16 protein-coding genes are annotated in these 16,342 nt (G+C 73.4%); 12 read left to right on the top strand and 4 right to left on the bottom strand.

The features are described from left to right. Nucleotides 1-26 precede the first annotated feature (26 nt). Complete coding sequence (locus ACFY30_RS05000; RefSeq protein WP_390843753.1) at nt 27-482, top strand: (2Fe-2S)-binding protein; 456 nt, start codon at nt 27-29, stop codon at nt 480-482. Between the two features lie 233 nt (nt 483-715). Further along, on the top strand, nt 716-1,492 hold the full coding sequence (locus ACFY30_RS05005; RefSeq protein WP_390843754.1) for a cobalt-precorrin-6A reductase: 777 nt from the start codon (nt 716-718) through the stop codon (nt 1,490-1,492). A gap of 40 nt (nt 1,493-1,532) precedes the next feature. Here ACFY30_RS05005 and ACFY30_RS05010 read toward each other — a convergent pair whose 3' ends face one another. Then, the gene (locus tag ACFY30_RS05010; protein ID WP_390843755.1) at nt 1,533-2,177 is read right to left on the bottom strand and encodes a precorrin-8X methylmutase; all 645 of its coding nucleotides are present in this window, start codon (nt 2,175-2,177) and stop codon (nt 1,533-1,535) included. Nucleotides 2,178-2,278: 101 nt separating this feature from the next. Between ACFY30_RS05010 and ACFY30_RS05015 the strand changes: the two genes are divergently transcribed. Together ACFY30_RS05015 and ACFY30_RS05020 are read left to right on the top strand one after the other, a co-directional pair. Beyond that, the gene (locus ACFY30_RS05015) at nt 2,279-2,920 is read left to right on the top strand and encodes a superoxide dismutase (RefSeq protein ID WP_390843756.1); all 642 of its coding nucleotides are present in this window, start codon (nt 2,279-2,281) and stop codon (nt 2,918-2,920) included. A 259-nt stretch (nt 2,921-3,179) separates the two neighbouring features. After that, nucleotides 3,180-3,815, top strand: coding sequence for a TetR/AcrR family transcriptional regulator (locus ACFY30_RS05020; protein WP_390843757.1), 636 nt, complete (start codon nt 3,180-3,182; stop codon nt 3,813-3,815). A gap of 10 nt (nt 3,816-3,825) precedes the next feature. Here the strand turns inward: ACFY30_RS05020 and ACFY30_RS05025 are convergent, their stop codons facing one another. Next, nucleotides 3,826-4,506, bottom strand: coding sequence for a TetR/AcrR family transcriptional regulator (locus tag ACFY30_RS05025; RefSeq protein WP_390843758.1), 681 nt, complete (start codon nt 4,504-4,506; stop codon nt 3,826-3,828). Nucleotides 4,507-4,637: 131 nt separating this feature from the next. Here ACFY30_RS05025 and ACFY30_RS05030 point away from each other — a divergent pair, with 131 nt between their 5' ends. Beyond that, nucleotides 4,638-6,812, top strand: a complete 2,175-nt coding sequence (locus tag ACFY30_RS05030; RefSeq protein ID WP_390843759.1) for a SpoIIE family protein phosphatase — start codon at nt 4,638-4,640, stop codon at nt 6,810-6,812. Nucleotides 6,813-6,885: 73 nt separating this feature from the next. Next, on the top strand, nt 6,886-7,686 hold the full coding sequence (locus ACFY30_RS05035) for a VOC family protein (RefSeq protein WP_390843760.1): 801 nt from the start codon (nt 6,886-6,888) through the stop codon (nt 7,684-7,686). 70 nt (nt 7,687-7,756) lie between these two features. On the opposite strand, the gene ACFY30_RS05040 is transcribed toward ACFY30_RS05035, so the two are convergent. After that, on the bottom strand, nt 7,757-9,064 hold the full coding sequence (locus tag ACFY30_RS05040; protein ID WP_390843761.1) for a cytochrome P450: 1,308 nt from the start codon (nt 9,062-9,064) through the stop codon (nt 7,757-7,759). A 56-nt stretch (nt 9,065-9,120) separates the two neighbouring features. Continuing rightward, nucleotides 9,121-10,476, bottom strand: a complete 1,356-nt coding sequence (locus ACFY30_RS05045; protein WP_390843762.1) for a glutamine synthetase family protein — start codon at nt 10,474-10,476, stop codon at nt 9,121-9,123. A gap of 292 nt (nt 10,477-10,768) precedes the next feature. Between ACFY30_RS05045 and ACFY30_RS05050 the strand changes: the two genes are divergently transcribed. The 6 genes from ACFY30_RS05050 to ACFY30_RS05075 all read left to right on the top strand — a co-directional run bounded on the left by ACFY30_RS05050 (nt 10,769) and on the right by ACFY30_RS05075 (nt 16,334). Further along, the gene (locus ACFY30_RS05050; protein ID WP_390658956.1) at nt 10,769-10,957 is read left to right on the top strand and encodes a ferredoxin; all 189 of its coding nucleotides are present in this window, start codon (nt 10,769-10,771) and stop codon (nt 10,955-10,957) included. A 5-nt stretch (nt 10,958-10,962) separates the two neighbouring features. Continuing rightward, complete coding sequence (locus ACFY30_RS05055) at nt 10,963-12,171, top strand: NAD(P)/FAD-dependent oxidoreductase (RefSeq protein WP_390843763.1); 1,209 nt, start codon at nt 10,963-10,965, stop codon at nt 12,169-12,171. 11 nt (nt 12,172-12,182) lie between these two features. After that, nucleotides 12,183-12,995, top strand: a complete 813-nt coding sequence (locus ACFY30_RS05060) for an acetoacetate decarboxylase family protein (protein ID WP_390843764.1) — start codon at nt 12,183-12,185, stop codon at nt 12,993-12,995. 96 nt (nt 12,996-13,091) lie between these two features. After that, the gene (locus tag ACFY30_RS05065; protein WP_390843765.1) at nt 13,092-14,552 is read left to right on the top strand and encodes an aldehyde dehydrogenase; all 1,461 of its coding nucleotides are present in this window, start codon (nt 13,092-13,094) and stop codon (nt 14,550-14,552) included. Continuing rightward, nucleotides 14,545-15,477, top strand: a complete 933-nt coding sequence (locus ACFY30_RS05070) for a 3,4-dihydroxyphenylacetate 2,3-dioxygenase (RefSeq protein WP_390843766.1) — start codon at nt 14,545-14,547, stop codon at nt 15,475-15,477. The genes ACFY30_RS05065 and ACFY30_RS05070 overlap by 8 nt, the downstream gene beginning before the upstream one ends. 11 nt (nt 15,478-15,488) lie before the next feature. Beyond that, on the top strand, nt 15,489-16,334 hold the full coding sequence (locus ACFY30_RS05075) for a fumarylacetoacetate hydrolase family protein (protein ID WP_390843767.1): 846 nt from the start codon (nt 15,489-15,491) through the stop codon (nt 16,332-16,334). The last annotated feature ends 8 nt before the right edge of the window (nt 16,335-16,342 follow it).

Raw genomic sequence — 16,342 nt, forward strand, 5'->3', positions numbered from 1 at the left:
CTCAACGCGACGCCTGGAAGGTGCCGATGCCGTCCTACTCCTTCGTCCTCAACGGGAAGCCGGTCACCGTCGAGGCACCCGCCGACATGCCGCTGCTGTGGGTGCTGCGGGACCTGCTGAACGTCACCGGGCCCAAGTACGGCTGCGGGGTCGGGGTCTGCCGCGCCTGCACCAGCCACCTGGACGGCTCGGAGGTCCAGCCCTGTGTCGTGCCGGTCGAGGACTGCGCCGGCCGGGAGGTCACCACCATCGAGGGCCTGGCCGACGGCGACCGGCTGCATCCCGTTCAGCAGGCCTGGATGGAGTGCGACGTGGCCCAGTGCGGCTTCTGCCAGCCCGGCCAGATCATGGCCGCGGCGGCCCTGCTGAAGCGGACGGCCCGGCCGACCGACGCCGACATCGACCGCATCGAGAACGTGTGCCGCTGCGGCACGTACTCCCGGATCCGTGAGGCGATCAAGAAGGCCTCGGCGCACGGCTGACGGGACGTGCGCCCACGCTGCCGGCGCACGCCGGGAACTGAACGGCCCGCGCGTCCGACGCGTGAGGAGGAGGCGGGATCAGCCGGGCGGAGGGTGCGGGCGGTGGTGTGCATGCGGGGAACACCACCGGTGTGCGGGAGCGGTGTGCTCGACCGTTGTGCTTGAGTGGTGGGCCCAGTGGGACACCCGCGACCGCCCTTCGGCTCGCCGCTCATGAACGGACCCGGACCCCCATGCACGTACTGATACTCGGCGGGACCACGGAGGCCCGCCGGCTCGCCGAGCTGCTCCACGGCATGCCCGGCGTGGCGGTGACCACCTCCCTCGCCGGGCGGGTGGCGAGCCCCCGGCTGCCGCCGGGCGAGGTGCGTGTCGGGGGCTTCGGCGGCCCCGAGGGCCTGACGGCGTGGCTGCGCGCGCACCCCGTGGACGTACTCGTCGACGCCACCCACCCCTTCGCCGGGACCATGAGTTTCCACGCGGCGGCGGCCGCCGCCGCGACCGGCGTACCCCTGCTGGCCCTGCGCCGCCCCGGCTGGGTTCCCGTCGAGGGCGACGACTGGCACGAGGCCGGCTCGCCGGAGGAGGCCGCGGCGCTGCTGCCCGCGCTGGGGAGGCGTGTGTTCCTCACGACCGGCCGGATGGGCCTCGCCGCGTTCGCGGGTCTGGACGACCTGTGGTTCCTCGTACGATCCGTGGACGCGCCCGAGGGCCCGCGCCCGGCCCGTATGGAGACGCTGCTGGAGCGCGGCCCGTTCAGCCTCGACGGCGAGCGCGAGGTGCTGCGCCGCCATCGCGTCGATGTCGTGGTGACCAAGGACAGCGGGGGAGCCGCCACGGCGCCGAAGCTGACGGCCGCCCGTGAGGCCGGCCTGCCGGTGGTCGTGATCCGCCGGCCGCCGGTGCCCGTGGGCGTTCCCGTCGCGGCCGACCCGGAGCGGGCGGTCCGCTGGGTCGGGGAGCACCGCGACCGGCGCGCACCGCGCCGCGCTTCCCGGCGCGCCGACTGACCCGGCGCGGAACCCGCCGGTCCTGCCCGGCGCCCGCCCGCTACTCCTCCTCGCTGGCGATCGCGTTGAGCGCGGCGGCGGCGATCGCGCTGCCGCCCCGGCGGCCCCGCACCACCAGGTACTCCAGACCGGACGTGCCGGACGCCAGGGCCTCCTTCGACTCGGCGGCACCGACGAAGCCGACCGGCACACCGATCACGGCGGCGGGCCGCGGGGCGCCCGCCTCGATCATCTCCAGCAGACGGAAGAGCGCGGTGGGCGCGTTGCCGACGGCCACGACCGCGCCCGCCAGCCGGTCGCGCCACAGCTCCAGCGCGGCGGCGCTGCGCGTCGTCCCCAGTTCGGCCGCCAGCTCCGGGACGGCCGGGTCGGAGAGCGTGCACAGCACGTCGTTGCCGGCGGGCAGCCGTCTGCGGGTCACGCCGCTGGCCACCATCTGGACGTCGGTGAGGATCGGCGCTCCGCCGCGCAGGGCCTGTCGGGCACGCGCCACCACCCCGGGCGTGTAGGCGAGGTCCTGTACGAGGTCCACCATTCCGCAGGCGTGGATCATCCGGACCGCGACCTGGGCGACGTCGGCGGGCAGGCCCGTGAGGTCGGCCTCCGCGCGGATGGTGGCGAAGGACTGGCGGTAGATCGCCGCGCCGTCCTTCTCGTAGTCGTAGCTGGTCACGGTGTTCGGCATGGCCGTGAGCATACCCACGCGGCCTGATCGCCGAGAAGCACTCTTGCTGCTAGCTTGTAGTTGCATACTACTCGCAATAAGGTGGAAGGTGTGGGACGGACATGGCGGTGTACACGCTCCCGGAGCTCCCGTACGACTACGCGGCGCTCGCCCCGGTGATCAGCCCCGAGATCATCGAACTGCACCACGACAAGCACCACGCGGCGTACGTGAAGGGGGCGAACGACGCCCTGCAGCAACTCGCGGAGGCGCGGGACAAGGAGGCGTGGGGTGCGGTCAACGGCCTGGAGAAGAACCTGGCCTTTCATCTGTCCGGGCACATCCTGCACAGCGTCTACTGGCACAACATGACCGGCGACGGCGGCGGCGAGCCGCTGGAGCAGGACGGCGTGGGCGAGCTCGCGGACGCGATCGCCGAGTCCTTCGGCTCGTTCGCGGGCTTCAAGGCGCAGTTGTCCAAGGCGTCGGCCACCACTCAGGGTTCCGGCTGGGGTGTCCTCGCCCACGAGCCGCTCTCCGGCCGGCTGATCGTCGAGCAGGTCTACGACCACCAGGGCAACGTCGGTCAGGGCTCCACCCCGATCCTCGTCTTCGACGCCTGGGAGCACGCCTTCTACCTGCAGTACAGGAACCAGAAGGCCGACTTCGTCGAGGCGATGTGGCAGGTCGTGAACTGGCAGGACGTGGCCCGGCGGTACTCCGCCGCCAAGGGGCGCGGCGACGCCCTGCTGCTCGCCCCGTGACGCCCTGACGCGATGGCCGTGCCCGCGCGCGCATCCGCGTGCCGGTCCGTGTCCCCGCCCGCGTCCGCACAGGCGTCCTGCTCGTGATCGTCTTCTCACCGTTCACCGGCAGGCGGCACGGAGGGCTCCCGCGAGACGTCCTCGCGGGAGCCCTTCCGCGGTCGTGGCGTGCCGGTCGCGCACCCCCCGCCCGCGCTTTTGGAAATGATGGATCCATCAGAATTGCTGATGTATGTGGACGGGCGGCTAGACTCCGGGCATGTCCTCGTCGGCCCCGCCCCGCAACCGCTTCGAGCGGCGCCGCGCCGAGACCCGTCGGGCACTGGTCCGTGCGGCGCGGCAGATCCTCGCCGAGAGCGGGGACGCCGGCGCCAGCATCCAGGCGATCGCCGAACGGGCGGACGTCGGCTTCGGATCGTTCTACAACCACTTCGAGTCGAAGGCGGAGTTGTTCGACACGGCGGTGGTCGACGCGCTGGAGGAGTTCGGGCAGGCCTTGGACGACCGCCTGGCCGGGATCGACGACCCGGCGGAACTGGTCGCGGCCGGCTTCCGGCTCAGCGCCCGCATGGCCGGCTCTCACCCGGAGCTCATGCAGGTGCTGCGCCGCCGCGGACTCGGCTGCATCCACTCGGCGTCCGGCCTCGCCCCCCGGGCCGTGCGCGACCTGGAGGCCGGCGTCGCCTCCGGCCGCTTCGCCGCCCTCGACCCCGTCGTCGCGCTCTCCGCCCTCGGGGGCACACTGCTGTCCCTGGTGGAGCTGAGGTTCACCCGGCCCGACCTGGACGGTGACGAGGCCGCCTCGCGTCTGGCGGAGATGGTGCTGCGCATGCTGGGCGTCCCGCCCGGGGAAGCCCACGACGTCGCCCGCCGTCCGCTGCCCGACCTCGGCTGACCGGCCTGCCTCAGGCGGACGACGCGTCCGGGCGGAAGGTGGCCGCCGCACCGCTGCAGGCGCTGACGCGGTCGGGGTGGCCGAGTGCCCGGACCCGGGCGGTGGCGAGGTCGCCGTCCACGCCCACCGCGATCAGGGCGGCGGTCGCGGCGCGGGTGCCGTCGTCGGCCCAGATCCCGGTGTTCACGCAGTCCAGGAGCGCCAGCAGCAGTCCTTCGACCGTCCGGCTGAGCGGCTCGGGCGGGAGAGCGCTGTGGAAGACGCCCTGCCGCTGCCCCCGCTCGATGATCGTTCTGGCCGTGTCCCGGGCGGGGGCGAGCACGTCGTCCACCCGCTCGCGGCCCAGGTCCTGGGGCGCGAGTCTCAGCAGCGTCCGGTAGCGGTCGCCGACGGGCCACAGCGCCAGGGTGAAGCACGTCAGCGCCTCGACGGCGTCGTGTTCGGGGATCCGTACGGTCGCCAGGGCGCGCCGCAGGGCCTCCGCGGCGTCCGTGACGAGCCCCTCGACCAGCGCGGACCGGCCGCCGAAGTGCCCGTACACGGTGCGCCGCACCACGCCGGCGGCCTCGGCGATGTTACCGAGACTGCTCTCGGGGTCACGGCCGAGTTCCCGACGTGCCGCTTCGAGGATGCGGGCCCGGGTGAGCTGTGTCCCGCGGCGCCCGCCGCCCGGGATGTGCGGGCCGGTCATGTCGGACCTCCGTTCGACGGGGAGGACTGTCCCGATAATTGCACACTAGTGAGCAATAAGCCAGCCCGCAGGTCACCGGGGACACGACCGTCGGCAGGGCGCACCGGCCCGTTCGGCGTACCGTCGACACTGTGGACGTCACCGCGGACACCCTCGTCGCCCGCGCCGCGCAAGAGCTCGGCCGCGGTGCGGACGGGCTGATCGCCGAGGTGGAGCGGTGCCTGCGCGACGAGCTGCCCGAGCTCTGGGAGGACCCGGACATCGCCGGCATCACCTCGCGCAACATCACCGAGCACCTGGTGGGCGGTCTGGCCGGGCTCGAGCACGGCGTCGATCCGAGCCTGATCGTTCCCCCCGCCGCCGACGCCGATCGCGCCCGACGGCTGGCCCGCCACGGGATCGCCGTCACGGCGATGCTGCGCGCGCACCGCCTCGCCCAGGGCATCACCCTCGACCGGCTGCTCGCCCAGCTCCCCCGCCTGACGAGCGACCCCGAGCTGATCAGCGCGGCGGCACGCATGCTCGCCGCGACGACGGCCGGATACGTGGACCGCGCGTCCCAGCAGGGCGTCACGGCGTTCCAGGAGGAGCGGGACCGCAGACTGCGGTGGCGGCTGTCGATGGTCAACGAGGCGGGCATGCGCATCGGCACCACCCTGGACATCGCCCGCACCAGCCAGGAACTGGCCGACCTCGCCATCGAGCACTTCGCCGACCTGGCCACCGTCGACCTGCTCGACTCCGCGCTCCACGAACCCGACTCCCCGCCGGATCAACCGCTCGCCCTGCGCCGGACCGCCCTGCGGCCGGCGTCCGGCGACGGCCGGGAACCGGCGCCGGGGCAGCTCCACACCTACCCGGACGACTCACCGCCGGCCCGCGCCCTGACCACCGGCCGGCCCTCGCGCCACCAGCCGGACGGCCCGCCCGGCCCCGGCCCCGGTCGCGCGAGCGACCCGGCCGCGGTCCACTCGACGCTGGTCGTGCCCCTGCGCGCCCGCGGTGCCACCCTGGGCGTCGCCCGGTTCTGCCGGGACCGCACCCCCGACCGCTACGACGACGAGGACCTGCTCCTCGCCCAGGAGATCGCCGCCAGAGCGGCCGTCGCCGTCGACAACGCGCGCCGCTACACCCACGCCCGCGCCACCGCCCTCAGTCTCCAGCGCAGCCTGCTCCCGTCGCACACCCCACCGCAGACCGCCGTGGAGGTCGCCTGCCGCTACCTGCCCGCCGGTGACCGGCTCGGGGTCGGCGGCGACTGGTACGACGTCATCCCGCTGTCCGGCGCCCGGGTCGCCCTCGTGGTGGGCGACGTCGTCGGGCACGGCATCCACGCCGCCGCCACCATGGGCCGGCTGCGGACCGCCGTACGCACCCTCGCCGACATCGACCTGCCGCCCGACGAACTCCTCACCCACCTGGACGACGTCGTGCTGCGCCTGTCCGCCGAAGCCGCCGCCGACCCGGACCGGGAGGCCGACGAAGAACTCGGCGCCACCTGCCTGTACGCGGTCTACGACCCCGTCGGCGGCTGCTGCACCCTCGCCCGCGCCGGCCATCCGCCGCCCGCCGTGACGACCGGGGAGGGCACCGTCCACACCCTCGACCTGCCGGCCGGCCCGCCGCTCGGCCTGGGGGGCCTGCCGTTCGAGACGACGGAGGTCACCCTCCCCGAGGGCAGCCTCCTCGCCCTCTACACCAACGGCCTGATCGAAGCCCGCGACCACGACGCCGAGACCGGGCTCGCCCTGCTCCGCCAGGTCCTCGCCCGGCCCGCCCCCTCCCTGGAGGCCGTCTGCGACACCGTCCTCGACACCCTGCTGCCGGCCCGACCCGACGACGACGTGGCCCTCCTCGTGGCCCGCACCCGCTCCCTCGGGGACGCCCGGGTCGCCGGCTGGGACCTGGAGCCCGACCCGGCCGCCGTCTCCCGGGTCCGCTCCAGCGTCTCCCGGCAGCTGAGCACCTGGGGCCTGGACGACCTCGACTTCACCGCCGAACTGGTGGTCAGCGAACTGGTCACCAACGCCATCCGCTACGGACGGCCCCCCATCCGGCTGCGCCTCATCCGCCCCCAGAGCCCGGACGGGCCGGCAGGTGCCCCCGTCCGCAGCCTCCTGTGCGAGGTCTCCGACGGCAGCAGCACCACCCCGCACCAGCGCCGCGCCCGCGCCCACGACGAGGGCGGCCGCGGCCTGCTCCTGGTCGCCCGGCTCGCCGAACACTGGGGCACCCGTCACGCCCGGCACGGCAAGACGGTCTGGGCGGAACTGAACGAGACGACCGGCTTCCCCGCGTTCGCCTAGATGCGGCCGCCGCGCGGCCTTCCGCGCCGGGTGTCACGCTGACATCACCAGGACCCGCAGAAGGGAAGATGCCGTGATCACCACCGACCTCACCCCCGGCGCCCCCTGTTGGCTCGACCTCGGTGCCCCCGACGTGCGGGCCGCCGCGGACTTCTACGGCGCCGTGCTCGGCTGGGAGTACGAGTCCATGGGCGGCGAGGGGGAGGACATGGAAGGCGGGATGTTCCGGAAGGACGGCAAGATCGTCGCCGGGCTCGGCAGGCTCACCGAGGAGGGCGCGCGCTCGGCCTGGATGATCTACTACACCGTCACCGACGCGGACGCCGCCGCCCAGGCCGTGGAGCGCGCGGGCGGCACGGTGCGGGTGGCGCCGCGGGACCTCGGCGAATGGGGCCGGATGGCGCAGTTCAGCGACCCGCTCGGCGGCCAGTTCGCCGCCTGGCAGCCGGGGAGCAATTCGGGCTTCGAGCTGGTGGACGAGCCGGGCTCGCTGTCCTGGACCGAGCTGTACACGAGCGACGCGGCGGCCGCCAGGGAGTTCTACGGCGCTGTCTTCGGCTGGCGGTTCGGCGACATGGAACTCCCCGGCGGCGGGGGCACCTACGTCCTGATCACCCCCGCCGGGCAGCCCGAGGAGCGCATGCAGGGCGGTCTCATGGAGGTCGGCAAGGAGGATCTCGCCCTGGCCGGCGGACACCCGTACTGGCACCCGGTGTTCGCCGTGGCCGACTGCGACGCCTCCGTCGCCCGGGTCGAGGGCAACGGCGGCCGGGTGCAGATGGGGCCGATGGACGCCGAGGGCGTCGGCCGGCTGGCCGTCTGCCTCGACCCGTCCGACGCGGACTTCGTGGTGCTCACCCCGGCCCGGAGCTGAGCCACGGGCCGGGGTGAGGTGCGGCGGCGGGCCGGCCGGCCCGCCGGGCCCGTCAGGCCCGTCAGGCCCGTCAGGCGAGCGTGACCTCCACCGGCAGCTTCTTGATGCCGTTGACGAAGTTGGAGCGCACACGCGGGACGTCGCCGGCCAGTCTGATGCCGGCGATCCGCGGGATCAGCTCCTCGAACATGATGCGGATCTCGGTGCGGGCGAGCAGGTTGCCCAGGCACAGGTGCGGGCTGCCCTTGCCGAAGGTGACGTGGTCGTTGTCCCGCCGGGTGACGTCGAAGTCGTAGGGGTTGCCGAAGACCTCCTCGTCGCGGTTGCCGGAGGCGTACCACATGACGACCTTGTCGCCCTCCCTGATCCGCTTGCCGCCCAGGTCGACGTCGCGGGTGGCGGTGCGGCGGAAGTGGTAGACGGGGGAGGCCCAGCGCAGGAACTCCTCGACCGCCGCGGGGATCAGGGACGGGTCGTCCTTGAGGCGGGCCAGCTGCTCGGGGTGCTGGAGGAGGGCCAGCATCGAGTGGGAGATGGTGTGGCGGGTGGTCTCGTTGCCGGCGACGACCAGGAGCAGGAAGTAGTTGTCGAAGTCCTGGGCGGAGAGCGGGACGCCGTCGCGCGGCGTGGTGTTGACGAGCCGGGAGACCAGGTCCGTGCCGTCGCCCCCGCGCCGCTGCCGGGCCAGCTCACGGCCGTACTCGAAGACCTCGACGGACGCGGGGGAGCGGAACGGCAGGTCGCGGTACTTCTCGCTCTCCTCGCTGTGCAGGAGCACGTCCGCGTAGTCGGGGTCGGTGTTGCCGATGATGCGGTTGCCCCAGTCGATGAGCTGCTGGTTGTCCTCCGGCGGCACGTCGAGCAGCCGGGCCAGCACGTTGATGGGGAAGTCGGCGGAGACGTCGGCGACGAAGTCGAAGGTGCCCTTGGCGAGGGCCGCGTCGAGGGTCCTGGCGGTCAGGCCGCGCAGGAAGTCGGTGTAGCTGGCGATGACACCGGCACCGAACTGACGCTGGATCACGCTGCGCAGCGCGCGGTGGCGGACGCCGTCCAGTTCCAGGATGGAGGCCCGCTTCTTGATCTGGTCGTCGTCGAGCTCCTCGAGGTTGACGAACCGCGTGGAGGTGAAGGTCTCCGCGTCCCGGTCGACGCGGGCGATGTCGGCATGCCGGGTCACCGCCCAGAAACCGGAGTTCGGGGCCTGCTCCGGCTGCCAGTGCACCGGGTCCTCGTGGCGCAGGGTGTGGAACATCCGCCAGGGCGTGACGCCGTCGGCGAAGTGGTCGAGGTCGGCGAGGTCCACCCGCTCCAGCGGCAGGGGCTCGTCGAGGGCGGCGCGCAGTTCGTCCCGGGTGGTGGGGACGGCGGGGCTGGTCATGGTCGTGGTTCTCCTGGGCGGGGGCGGCGAGGGTGCGGGGCGTCCTGCGGACTCACTCACAGGTGGTAGGCGTACTCGGTGAACTCCCAGTCGGTGACGTGCCGGCCGAAGCGCTCGACCTCGTCCCGCTTGTAGGTGAGGAAGGCGGTGGTGAAGTCCTTGCCGAGCAGATCGGTCAGGGCGGTGTCCGCCTCCAGCGCGTCGAGCGCGGCGGCCAGGCTCCGGGGCAGCAGGGCGGACCGGGCGGTGTCGTAGCCGTAGCCCTCCAGCGGGGCGGGGGGCTCCTCGCCCGCCCGGACGCCGAGCAGGGCGGCGGCGAGGGTTCCCGCGATCAGCAGGTACGGGTTGGCGCTCGCGTCGCCGAGCCGCAGCTCCAGGCGGGCGCCGGAGCCGCGCTCGGGCGGGATGCGGAGCATGGCGCTGCGGTTGTCCAGCCCCCAGTCGATCAGCCAGGGGGCGAGGGTGTCCGGGCCGAAGCGCTTGTACGAGTTCACGGTCGGGTTGGCCAGCGCCGCGAGCGCGGGGGCGTGGGCGACGATGCCGGCGACGGCGTGCCGGGCGGTGGCGGACAGGCCGTGGGCGCCGGACGGGTCGTCGAAGGCGTTGCCGCCCTCGGTGTTCTCGCAGGACAGATGGAGGTGGAAGCCGGAGCCGCCGGCGTCGCCGAACGGCTTGGCCATGAAGGTGGCCAGCTTGCCCTCCCGGCGCGCCACCTCCTTGACGGCCGCCTTGAAGCGGAAGGCGCGGTCGGCGGCGTCGAGGGCGCCGGAGTGGGTCAGGTTGATCTCGTACTGGCCGCCGTCGAACTCGTGGTTGCCGGTGACGACGCCGAGACCGAGGTCGCGCAGCAGGCGCAGGGTGCGCAGCAGGTGGTTCTCCGGGTCGGCGCGCAGCCCGGCGGTGTACACGGCGCCCGTGGCCTCGGGTGAGCGCCGCCAGCCGGCGGGGGTGCCGGGGGCGGGCTCCAGCAGGAAGTACTCCAGCTCGGGGCCGACGACGGGCCGCAGCCCCTGCTCGGCGCACCGGGCCAGGACGGAGCGCAGCAGGTCGCGCGGGGACTCGGGGGCGGGGGCACCGGTCGCCGGGTCGACGACCTCGCCGAGACAGGTGGCGACGCCCGGCTCCCAGGGGAGGAGGGCCGCCGTGGACAGGTCGGGGCGCACGGACACGTCCGGCAGGCCGGCGTCGAGGCCGCCCGCGACCGGGACCACGTCGCCCCCGGGGGTGGTGTGGTAGACGGCGCGGCAGAAGGCCAGGCCGTGCTCGCAGGCCGAGGGCAGGTGGTCCAGCAGGACGTCCCGGGCGCGGTCGGTGCCGATGAGGTCGGGGTAGATCACCCGGACCACGTCGACGCCCTCGGCGGCGAGCCGCTCCCTGTGCCGGTGGATGTCTGGGCTGTCGGATGCGCTCACCGATGTCTCCTTGAGCGGAACGGGCGGGGGCTCCCCCGGAGCAGCTGGTCGTTTGGCCCCGAACGGTATGAACAGGAGTCGTCGCCCCGCAAGGGGGTGGGGCAAAAAACTTATCCATGTGGACAGGTATTGACCAGGGCCTGGCGGCTTCCTATGTTGTTTGACGCCAAACGAGTTGGGGGTGCGGTTCTCCGCACCCCTTTGGCCGAGGGGCCGGCCCGGTCGCATCCGGGCCGGTCCTTCTCCCCTCTCTCCACCGCTCCGACGCCCTCACCCCTCAGGAGGACCGGCCATGAAGGTCGTCGTCGACATGAACAAGTGCCAGGACCACGGCCAGTGCGTCTTCGCGGCCCCGGACGTCTTCTCGATGGACGACGACGGCCGCCTGGCCTTCGTCCCCGACCCCGACGACGCGCTGCGCGACGAGGTCGAGGAGGCCGCCGACGTGTGCCCGCTGCAGGCCATCCGGATCGAGGGCTGAGCTCCATGACGGGACGCGTAGTGGTCGCGGGCGCCTCGATGGGCGGTCTGCGCGCCGCCGAGCAGCTGCGTGCTGCGGGCTGGACCGGGGCGATCACGGTCGTCGGCGACGAGCCGCACATGCCCTACAACCGGCCTCCGCTGTCCAAGGAGGTCCTGGCCGGCAAGGCCCCCTTCGCGTCGCTCGCCCTCACCCCGAAGCCGGCCGCCGCCGACGTGGAGTGGCGGCTGGGCACCAGGGTCGTCTCGGCGCGCCTCGGCGAACGGACCGTCGCACTCGACGACGGGACGGAGCTCCGGTACGACGGACTGGTCGTCGCCACCGGCATGCGCCCCCGCAGGCTGCGCTGCCCCGGCCCGCTCGCCGGCCGCCACACGGTCCGCACCCTCGCCGACGCCCAGGGCCTGCGTGACGCACTGACCCGGCCGGGCGTCCGGGTGGTCGTGGTGGGCGCCGGATTCATCGGCTGCGAGGTCGCCGCCACCGCCGTGGGACTCGGCGTCCGTGAGGTGACCGTCGTCGATCCGCTGCCGCTGCCCATGGTCCGGCCGCTCGGCGAGCTGCTGGGCCGCGCGCTGCTGAAGCGGCACGAGGAGCGCGGGGTGCGCTTCGCGCTCGGCGCGGGAGTCGCCGGGTTCGCCGGTGACGACCGGGTGACCGGCGTCGTTCTCGACGACGGGACCGTCCTCGCGGCCGACGTGGTCGTGGAGTCCGTCGGCTCGGTCGCCAACGTCGAGTGGCTGGAGGGCAACGGGCTCGACCTGTCCGACGGGGTGCTCACCGACGAGCAGCTGCGGGCCGGCGGACGGCCGGACGTGGTCGCGGTCGGCGACGTCGCCCGCTTCCCCAACTCCCGCTACGACGGCGTCCCGCGCCGGGTCGAGCACTGGTCCATCCCCACCGACACCGCCCGGCACGCCGCGCGCACGCTCACCGCTCGTCTGACCGGTGCCGAGGCCGACCAGGCGCCCTTCTCCCCGCTGCCCACCTTCTGGAGCGACCAGCACGACTTCCGGCTGCAGTCGTTCGGCGCGCCCGTCCTCGGCCTCGGGGACGTCCGGGTCCTCGACGGCGACCCGGACGGTGACGTCCTGGTCGGCCACCACCGCGACGGCCGGCTCGTCGGCGTGGTCGCGCTCGGCGGCCAGGCCGCCGCGCGAGGCGCCGTCGGATATCGCGCCCAGTTGCTCAAGTCGCCCGCTCCCACCGCGTAAGGAAGCCCGTCATGCCCCCTGTCCGTGGTTACTTCCATCCCAAGACGGCGAGTGGTGCCTCCTCGCTGATTCCGTCGCCCCCGTGGCGGTACTCGGGTGACCTGCTCACCGTCGAGTACCGGACCGACCCCGCACGGGTGCGCGAACTGCTCCCCGAGCCGCTGGAGCCGGCGGACGACGACCCCGGCGCGGTCGCGCTGATCTGGGCCGACTGGCAGTCCTGCTCCGGCTCCGGCGAGGAGCTCCTCGACCCCGTGCTCTCCCAGTACAAGGAGGCGTTCGCGGTCGTCCGCTGCAAGTTCCGGGGGCGCACCTACTCGCGGTGCGTCTACATCTGGGTCGACAAGGACTTCGCCGTCGCGCGCGGGCTGCACCAGGGCTACCCGAAGAAGCTCGGGTCGATCCACCAGACGCGTCCGCATCCCTTCGGGCCCGCTCCGCGGATCGAGGCGGGGGCGCGGTTCGGCGCCACGCTGGCCGCCGCTGACCGGCGTCTCGCCCAGGCCGTGGTCACCCTGCGGGAACCGGCCGCGACCAACGGGTTCGTCAACGCCCACCCCATGGCCCACCACCGGTGGCTGCCCTCCGTCGAGAAGGGCAAGGGGCTGGCGCTGGACGAGCTGATCGAGACGGGGGCGGCCTCCTTCGAGGGCGGGCAGCCCTGGGTCGGAGAGGCGGAGCTGGAGCTCTTCGAGGCGCCCACGGAGGAGCTGGCCCGGCTGGAGATCCGGGAGCCGATCGCCGCGTACTACCGGCAGGTCGGCGTCGTGTGGGACGGGGGGCGGCTGCTGGAGGCCGGAACCTCGGGGGCGGAGGCCGGGTGACGCCGTCGTCGACGTGCGGGCGGTACGCGGCCGCCCGCCCCCTTCCCCGCGCCCCCAGGCGGGCCGCCGTTCCCTCGTTCCCCAGGAGCCGTTCTCATGACTGACAAGATCATCGTTGCCGGAGTCCCCGTCGACACCCGGCACTGGATCGGCGGCGAGCGTGTCGCCTCCGCCGACACGTTCACCGATGTCTCGCCGATCGACGGAAGCGTCCTCGGCGAGATCGCGCGGGGTACCGCGACGGAGGCCGCCGCGGCGGTGGCCGCCGCCCGAGCGGCCTTCCCCGCCTGGGCGGCCACCTCCCGCGCCGAACGCGCCCGGGTCCTGCACGCCGTCGCCGACGGCGTGGAGAAGCGGCTCGAAGACCTCGCCCAGGTCGAGACCGCCGACAACGGCGCCCTGCTGCGCTCCCACCGCCGCGGTGTGATGCCCCGGGTGGCGCACAACTTCCGCTTCTTCGCGGACTGGCTGCTGAAGCTGGACCACGAGGACTTCGAGACCCGGGGACACACGAACCACGTCTCCTGGGACCCGGCGGGCCCCTGCGTGCTGATCACCCCCTGGAACGCCCCGCTGATGCTCGCCACCTGGAAGGTCGCCCCGGCGCTGGCGGCGGGCAACACCGTCGTCCTCAAGCCCGCCGAGTGGTCCCCGCTGACCGCCTCCCTGCTCGCCGACATCGCCGCCGAGGCCGGGCTGCCCGCCGGGGTGCTGAACGTGGTCCAGGGCTACGGCTCCGAGATCGGCGACACCCTCACCTCGCACCCGGACGTACGCCGGATCAGCTTCACCGGCTCGGTCCCCACGGCCCGGCGGATCGCCGCGTCGGCCGCCGCCCACCTCACCCCGCTCAGCCTCGAACTCGGGGGCAAGTCCCCGCTGCTGGTCTTCGCCGACGCCGACCTGGACCTGGCGGTCGACCTCGCGGTGGAGCAGTACGACAACGCCGGGCAGGTCTGCCTCGCCGCCACCCGCCTCCTCGTCGAGGAGCCGGTCGCCGAGGAGTTCACGCGCCGCTTCGTCCAGAAGGCCACCGCCTTGCGGCAGGGTGACCCGCGCGACGAGGACACCGACATCGGCCCCACCGTCCACCCCCGCCAGCTGGAGAAGATCGACGGGTTCGTGCGGCGGGCGCTCGCTGCGGGGGCGCGCGCGGTCGTCGGCGGCCACCTCGCGGACGGCCGGTACTACGCGCCGACCCTGCTCACCGACGTCGCGCAGGACGCGGAGATCGTGCAGGAGGAGGTCTTCGGCCCCGTCCTGACCCTCCAGACGTTCCGCACCGAGGAGGAGGCCGTCCGCCTCGCCAACGACACCCGCTTCGGCCTGGCCGCCACCGTCGTCACCGGCGACCCCGGGCGCGCCTCCCGGGTCACCGCGCGGCTGGTGGCCGGCACGGTCTGGGTCAACTGCTTCTTCGTGCGGGACCTGCAAGCGCCCTTCGGCGGCGCCCGCCAGTCCGGTGTCGGCCGCGAGGGCGGCACCTGGAGCTTCGACTTCTACTGCGACGTCAAGAACACCGTGACCGCCCCGAAGGGATGGAAGGACCATGGGTGAGATCGTCGGGGCGGGCCTGCTCGCCCACGTCCCCACCATCGTGCTGCCGGAGGCGGAGCGGCTGGAGCTGAACGAGGGCCGGGAGATCACCCTCGTCACCGGCCTCCACCAGCTCCGCGCGGACGTCTTCGAGCGGGACGACTACGACACCGTCGTCGTCCTGGACTCCCACTGGGCGACCACCGTCGAGTTCGTCGTCACCGCGCAGGACCGCCGGGCGGGCCTGTTCACCTCCGAGGAACTGCCGCGCGGCATGTGCCGCATGCCCTACGACTTCCCCGGCGACCCCGAACTCGCCCACAACATCGCCTCGTTCGCCGACCGGCACGGCACCTGGATCACCGCGATCGACGACGCGTACCTGCCGGTCTACTACGCCACGATCAACCTGTGGAAGTTCCTCGGCGAGGGCCTGCCCGACAAGCGCTGGGTGACCATCGGCGTCTGCCAGACCGGGGACATGGAGGACCATCTGCGGCTCGGCCGCGCCCTCGCGGACGGCATCGCCGCCACCCCCGGCCGCCGGGTCCTGCTCATCGCCTCCGGAGCCCTCTCGCACACCTTCTGGCCGCTGCGCGAACTGCGCGACCACGAGGCCAGCGACCCGGCGCACATCTTCACGCCGCAGGCCCGCGAGGCCGACCTGGAGCGCATCGCCTGGTTCAGGGAGGGCCGCCACGACAAGGTCCTCGACACCATGGACGAGTTCTGGAAGTACAAGCCCGAGGCGAGGTTCTTCCACTACCTGATGATGGCCGGTGCCCTCGGCGAACAGGCCTGTGTGGCCGGGGCCCGCCAGTACGGGGAGTACGAGAACTCCATCGGCACCGGCCAGGTCCATCTGTGGTTCGACCGCCCGGCCGGCGGCTGGACCGGAACCGGCGTCCCCCTCTCCGCCCCGCACCACCCCCACCGCCGACCCTAGGAAGACCTGCCATGCCCGAGTACCGCCGCATCCTCCTCGACGGCGCCGCCGTCCAGGTCACCGTCGACGGGGACGAACTCGTCGCCGGGGACGGCCGCCGCGTGAAGACCGAGGAGGCGCAGCACCTGCCCCCGGTCGTCCCGTCCAAGGTGATCGCCGTCCACCTCAACCACCGGAGCCGCGTCGACGAGTTCGGGATCGACCTGCCCGACACGCCCACCTACTTCCACAAGCCGACCTCCGCCCTCAACTCCCACCGGGGCGCGATCGTCCGCCCCGAGGGCTGCTCGTGGCTCAACTACGAGGGCGAGGTCGCCATCGTCATCGGCAGGACCGCGCGGAACGTCTCCCCGCAGGAGGCGGGGGAGTACATCGCCGGCTACACGATCGCCAACGACTACGGCCTGCACGACTTCCGCGACACCGACGCCGGCTCGATGCTCCGGGTCAAGGGCTCCGACACCCTGTGCCCCCTGGGCCCCGGCCTGGTCACCGACTGGGACTTCCACGGCAAGAGCCTGCGCACGTACGTCAACGGCCGTGTGGTGCAGGACGGCTCGACCGACGAGATGAAGTGGGACATGCACTACCTCGTCGCCGACATCGCCCGCACCATCACCCTCTACCCCGGCGACGTCCTGCTCTCGGGCACCCCCGCCAACTCCCGCCCCGTCCGGCCCGGTGACGTCGTCGAGGTCGAGGTCGAGGGCCTCGGCAGGCTCACCAACCACATCGTCACCGGTCCCGCCCCGATCCGCGCCGACGTCGGCGCCCAGCCCACCGAGTCCGAGGAAGTCCTCTCCACCGCCCTCGGCGGCGACTGGGAGTTCCGCGGCATCCGCCCGCCCCGGCGCTGACCCCCCGC

Origin of the sequence: Streptomyces sp. NPDC000345, from assembly GCF_042898825.1 — a bacterium.
Classification (GTDB): Bacteria; Actinomycetota; Actinomycetes; order Streptomycetales; family Streptomycetaceae; genus Streptomyces.

Excerpts from the sequence above, each read along its gene's own strand:
- ACFY30_RS05075 (WP_390843767.1), top strand. The coding sequence starts at position 15,489 with ATGCCCGAGTACCGCCGCATCCTCCTCGACGGCGCCGCCGTCCAGGTC.
- ACFY30_RS05025 (WP_390843758.1), bottom strand. The coding sequence starts at position 4,506 with ATGACCGGCCCGCACATCCCGGGCGGCGGGCGCCGCGGGACACAGCTC.
- ACFY30_RS05040 (WP_390843761.1), bottom strand. The coding sequence starts at position 9,064 with ATGACCAGCCCCGCCGTCCCCACCACCCGGGACGAACTGCGCGCCGCC.
- ACFY30_RS05050 (WP_390658956.1), top strand. The coding sequence starts at position 10,769 with ATGAAGGTCGTCGTCGACATGAACAAGTGCCAGGACCACGGCCAGTGC.
- ACFY30_RS05060 (WP_390843764.1), top strand. The coding sequence starts at position 12,183 with ATGCCCCCTGTCCGTGGTTACTTCCATCCCAAGACGGCGAGTGGTGCC.
- ACFY30_RS05010 (WP_390843755.1), bottom strand. The coding sequence starts at position 2,177 with ATGCCGAACACCGTGACCAGCTACGACTACGAGAAGGACGGCGCGGCG.
- ACFY30_RS05000 (WP_390843753.1), top strand. The coding sequence starts at position 27 with ATGCCGTCCTACTCCTTCGTCCTCAACGGGAAGCCGGTCACCGTCGAG.
- ACFY30_RS05015 (WP_390843756.1), top strand. The coding sequence starts at position 2,279 with ATGGCGGTGTACACGCTCCCGGAGCTCCCGTACGACTACGCGGCGCTC.
- ACFY30_RS05020 (WP_390843757.1), top strand. The coding sequence starts at position 3,180 with ATGTCCTCGTCGGCCCCGCCCCGCAACCGCTTCGAGCGGCGCCGCGCC.
- ACFY30_RS05005 (WP_390843754.1), top strand. The coding sequence starts at position 716 with ATGCACGTACTGATACTCGGCGGGACCACGGAGGCCCGCCGGCTCGCC.
- ACFY30_RS05070 (WP_390843766.1), top strand. The coding sequence starts at position 14,545 with ATGGGTGAGATCGTCGGGGCGGGCCTGCTCGCCCACGTCCCCACCATC.
- ACFY30_RS05055 (WP_390843763.1), top strand. The coding sequence starts at position 10,963 with ATGACGGGACGCGTAGTGGTCGCGGGCGCCTCGATGGGCGGTCTGCGC.
- ACFY30_RS05065 (WP_390843765.1), top strand. The coding sequence starts at position 13,092 with ATGACTGACAAGATCATCGTTGCCGGAGTCCCCGTCGACACCCGGCAC.